This is a genomic window from Bradyrhizobium sp. 23, from assembly GCF_023073295.1.
GTDB classification, from domain to species: Bacteria; Pseudomonadota; Alphaproteobacteria; order Rhizobiales; family Xanthobacteraceae; genus Bradyrhizobium; species Bradyrhizobium canariense_D.
Genome location: NZ_JADPJF010000141.1, coordinates 1 through 4921 on the forward strand (window position 1 = coordinate 1; position 4921 = coordinate 4921).

2 protein-coding genes are annotated in these 4921 nt (G+C 55.5%); both read right to left on the minus strand.

Features of this window, described 5'->3' with window-relative positions; all coding sequences use genetic code 11:
- Nucleotides 1-920: 920 nt before the first annotated feature.
- On the minus strand, nt 921-1853 hold the full coding sequence (locus IVB32_RS32925) for a pantoate--beta-alanine ligase (protein ID WP_346731124.1): 933 nt from the start codon (nt 1851-1853) through the stop codon (nt 921-923).
- A gap of 153 nt (nt 1854-2006) precedes the next feature.
- Nucleotides 2007-3494, minus strand: a complete 1488-nt coding sequence (locus IVB32_RS32930; RefSeq protein ID WP_247412716.1) for a pentapeptide repeat-containing protein — start codon at nt 3492-3494, stop codon at nt 2007-2009.
- Between the last annotated feature and the right edge of the window lie 1427 nt (nt 3495-4921).

A 4921-nucleotide genomic window follows, 5' to 3' on the forward strand; every position in this document is an offset into this window, starting at 1 on the left:
ATCGCTCCTTCGGTGGAGAAGTGGAGGCGTCAAGCACCCCCACGATATGCCGCCTTTCCGATTCCCGCCGTCACCAACTTTGGGCGATAGCTCGCGCGAGCAAGAGCACGAACGATACACAGCATCGCTCGGCATGCTTTCAGGTTGCCGATCTCGCGCATGAGGATTCGTGGCTTGATCCGCGTGATCAAGCGCCGCAGGCACGGCGAGCTCGGCCTACGTCACCTTTGCGGGCTTGGCGTAAAATCCGGCATTTCACGAGGCCGGACCAAGTTATTTTGTCGCCCATTTAACTGAGGCTGACTAGACGATATTGGGTCGCCCACGTGTCCGCCTGTCGCTCGTTCGCAATTGAGGCGGCAGGACGCTGCTCGGCAAGATCGCTGAACGATGGCGAGGAACGGATGCCGCCGAGCTCCGTAAATAGCGCGTCTGGTCATCCATGTCTCTGCTAGCCAGATGAGGAAGGATGCCTGCGACTTCGCCGCGGCACGACAGAAGGTCCTGAACTGCCGTCCAGCATAAGCGGCCAAATCTTCTGGACGCCACGTTGTTTCGAGCGCGTCGATGTCGCCTAGTTTGTCCTCACCTCGCATCAGGCTACCGAAGAAAACCGAAAACCCACACCCATTCCAAGCATCGGACTGCAGCGGGATCACCGTTGAAATATCAACACGCCGCAGGAACCATCCAGCAGCATCTGCGCCTGACTCTGTCCGGGTCTGAACAAATCGTTCAAACGAGAGCTCGTTTTCTTGAGCCAACTCCAGGATGATAGGGATCGATTTCGGAAGATGTTGAAGGCGCATTGCGACTCGGCCCGAGGAGTTTCCCTAAAAGAGGTCTTTCCTGATTCAGAGCCCAATGCGCGAATCGCAGCCGTCTCTCCAAGCTTGCGACTGTGCATCGACATCAAAATCCTACCTTTCGGGCAAATCGATCCATACATCTGCAGGACCATTCAGAAGTGTATCTTGATCCGGCACAAAGATATTATCGAACACTCTGAGGCCGTGACCAACGGCGACGCCACTGATTATAAAGGGAAGTTCGACCTGCTCCTGATCTTCGAAGCTGTCCGCGCCAACAATTCGAAGAGATTCCAATTCAAACTGTCGGAAAGTGATCAGTGGTTTTGCCGACTCTATCAGATCTTGGGCGCACGACACTCCCCTCGCGACCTCTTTTCTCAAATGGTTCAGCGCCATGAAGAGGGACGAAAGCTCGTCGAGCTCGGAAGATTCGAAGTGTCGCAAACGCGACGAAATAGGCACCCCGTTCTTGTATCGTACCGTCGGCACAAATCGTATCTCGCAATCAAGAAGCAGGTCTGCGACCGCTTGTTTCACCAGAAGGGCCTGTCCAATATCCTTTAGACCGAAATAGCTGCGAGTTGGTCGCGCAAAACAAATCCAGCGGATGCATCCAGTGACACCTTCCTTTAGGAGCCCATGAGGCCCGCTCGCACGCAGCGGATAATCCCCTTGAGATACAAAGGTGCGATACCCTGGCGGAAACATCTCCGCGTCGGTCGTTGAAATGACGGCAGAAGCGCCCGCTCCAAGCGCAAGCGCAACGTCATCCTCCAAATTGTACTCGTACTCAGGACCTGGGCTAAGCTGAATCTTGTTCGGATAGACTGTGACAATGGCCACATCGTTCTCGGCTGCGGCCCTTCTGATTAACTCCGCGTGGCCGAGATGCAACGCTCCTAAAGTGTGTACTGTGCCGATAGTTTGACCTCTTCTTGCTACGTCCGCAATGAAGGGCTTGCCAGCTGAAAGAGACGCTAGGTGCATGTTTCCTATCCCGTCTTGTTGATTCCCCAGCAGCCCTGCTGCTCGATCGGGCATGACGCATGGCGAGCGCTACCGGCCACATCGACCGCGCGGCGAATGAGCTCATGAGCGCCTAGAGTCCGGCCACAACGAGGACGCATCCCGCTTCTCCATTTTCCTTCTCTGTGATGACAGGCGCCCCAGATCGTCATGCGTCATTTAGCCCAATCAGGTCGATCCTTCTCGACCGCGCCTCATTAGCGATGAGAACTCACCCAGATACTCTGAAGGTTCGGATTTCTGATCTTTCACGTCCTTCAAAGCAGCCTGGAGCCCAGGACATCTGTCTGCAAAGAACGGCGGTTCAAACGTCGTTATCCTTGCATCCGAGAACTCTGTTTTTACAAAGCTTGCCTGGAAAGGTGAAATTCCACTCAAGTTAGTCTTGCAGAGCGAGGATTGATTCATTCGAACGTATGCCGTACGGGCCGCTTCCAGGTTGCTGCCAGTCATTCCTGCCGCAATATAGCACTGAACAAGGTTGGCTCCCTCGAAATTGGCGCGGTTCAAAGCCATGGACTGCGGAGGATCACCGGTAATCATTGAGCGATATAGGTACGCCTGCGAAAAATCTGAATCATCGATATCGCAATCGCGTATAAACGCACAGCGCGCACGGAAGCCGCGCAACTGGGCGGATCGCATCGTGCTCTCGAAGATCGAAATGGCTTCCCCTGATGCGCGAGATAGATCAGCTCCATCGAGCTGACACGAACGAATGGATACTCCGTTCAACACCGCGCCGACGAGGTTGGCATTGGCGAGGTTTACCGACAGAAGTCGCGCCTCCGATAGATCTGCCTCCTCGAGCTCCGCCTTCGCGAGATTTGAGAGGCTGAAATCCGCAAAGGGGGCGCTCAGCGCTTTGGCTAGGATGCGACCGCTCGCCTTTGAAAGCCTGAAGTAAGGAAGATGAGCGTTCTCTAGGACGAGATCATCGACCGAAGTGGGGCGCAAGATTGATAGATACTCCCCCCTTGACTGCAAGAGCGAGCTGCCGGTCAGATGCGCCTTCGTCATCGTAACTTGGTTTAACTTGGCAAAATGAAAGGACGAGCAAGGCAGGTAGCATTCATTGATGGTCGATCCTTGCAGTTCAGCGCCATCAAAGACAGCTTGGCTCGCGTCACATTGATAAAAGAGGATGCCACTTAGCACCGCGTTGTCGAAACGGGTCCTTCGCATGCTGCACCCGTGGAATAGGCTACCCGTTGCATCGACGAGATTGCGCAGACTTGCATCGTCGAAATTGCAAACCTGTGCGGCAATAGCATGCATATACGCAAAGTCGAGCTTGGCTCCGCGGAAACTTGCTCGCTCTAATCCCGGGCAAATGAGGTTGGCCTCGGACAGATCGGCTCCATCCAGCTTCGCTCCGTGAAGTTGCGCACGATTGAGGATGCATCGCCGCAACCGAAATCCGGATAGATCGTGACCGTTGAAGTTCTCGGAAGATAGCCGCAGGCCGATGCCGGTCTGCTTGATGGCGTCCTCGGTTCGGTTTTCCACCGCAGCCAACGCAGACGCCCGGTCACCGTTTCGGCTCCAGTAGCGGACAAAGTCGCCATCTGCCGAAGATTGGCTTATCGCTGTTGCACGGATACCCAACTCCTCAGGCACGCTGAAATGGCTAGTGGCGTTGATAGCTTGCGTCATTGCCGGGTTCTTCCATTCTCGATGACGAGCGCACTTTCTCAGCCTCGTTTGCCGGGGCCTTTTTTGCATGGCCCCCTCTTTGAGGTAGCCAAGGTTTGCCCCGCGCCTCTTAGGATTTCTTGCTGCGACTTAAGCATCATCCCTCATCAGGAGGTAACTTACCGGACCGGGCCTCTTGAATTGTGCCATCACGAACCGACACTACGAAAAACCTAAGCAAGTTGCAGCAGACGGAGTTGATCTCCCACGACGTCACCCCTGGTTCAGTCTGTCGACAGTCGAGCGAAAGCGCCGCAACTTCGGCTAGCCCTGAGTTCGTGTTCTAACAGTCGACCTCATGATACACTTCAATAGCAACATCTGTGCCATCCCTCATCTATCCTAATAGACGAATCATTGTCTAGGCGCCCGGCAGAAGCCCGTCGGGGCTTTGGCAACTGACAACGACTAGCGTCCTGTCACAAACCGGACAATGGTTCACAACGCTCGTAACGGCTGGTCTTGGTTGTTCTCTATCGTTTCGACCAACAAGTGCGATGTCCCTCTCCATCACCGTCGCGTGCCGGTTCCCTTCGATGCGCGTAGGCGCATTCTCCAGATGTCCTACTATTGAGCCACAATTCACCGCCTGCGTTCCCCAGTTTTCGTCCCGCCGACGCAGCTCCGTTCCGGAAATTCGCCGACAACGTCGCGCGAGGTTTCGGGGGCGGAGTTCGAGTCAGGAGTTCACATGCAGGGCGTGCAATTGTATTGTAGGCGCGGATAGGCTGTCGCACTTTCTTACGAGGTTGGCGATGCCGGATGGGCTTGACGGGTGATGAGCCTGAAGAAGCGCTCGATCTGGTTGAGACAGGAAGCATAGGCTGGAAGAGAATGTGCCAGCGTGGACTTCGGGCGAGCCAGCTCGTTGGATGCTTATGGTAGCGTGGTTGCCAAGGGCGAGATGGATGTCAAACTGGGCCGGTAAATTGGTTTCGATGCGCCTTTGCAAAAGGCACGGAATTGCTGGTGACTGCGCGGTCTAGAATCTGGTTTCCAATCGGAGGCCTTGCCCTCTTTAGGGCGGAGGGACCCCCCGGAGTCGCCTCGCATTCCTGGATTCCCGCACGCCAAGAACCGCCATTACGCAATCAAGTGACGGCTCTGAGAGCACACCTGCTCGCCAGCAGCTGGAAACCCAGGACGAGGAGCCCTCCATCGATGTTCGTCCCGATTGACAAGCCAATCCAGATGCCAGTCGCACCAAGCCCGATCTTCAAACCAGCAGATAGCCAAGTGAGAAGCCGATTAACCAGTAGGCAATGCCGACGAACAGAAGCGGCACCCGAGCGTCCTTGTCCGCGCAGACCGCCCGCCGCAATGCTCTGCGCGGCATCAGTGACAAAAAGGCTCGCGGCGACCACAAGGAGCTCTGCAGTCAGTACGAT

Coding starts and splice junctions, on each gene's coding strand:
- IVB32_RS32925 (WP_346731124.1), bottom strand. CDS start 1,853: ATGCCCGATCGAGCAGCAGGGCTGCTGGGGAATCAACAAGACGGGATA.
- IVB32_RS32930 (WP_247412716.1), bottom strand. CDS start 3,494: ATGACGCAAGCTATCAACGCCACTAGCCATTTCAGCGTGCCTGAGGAG.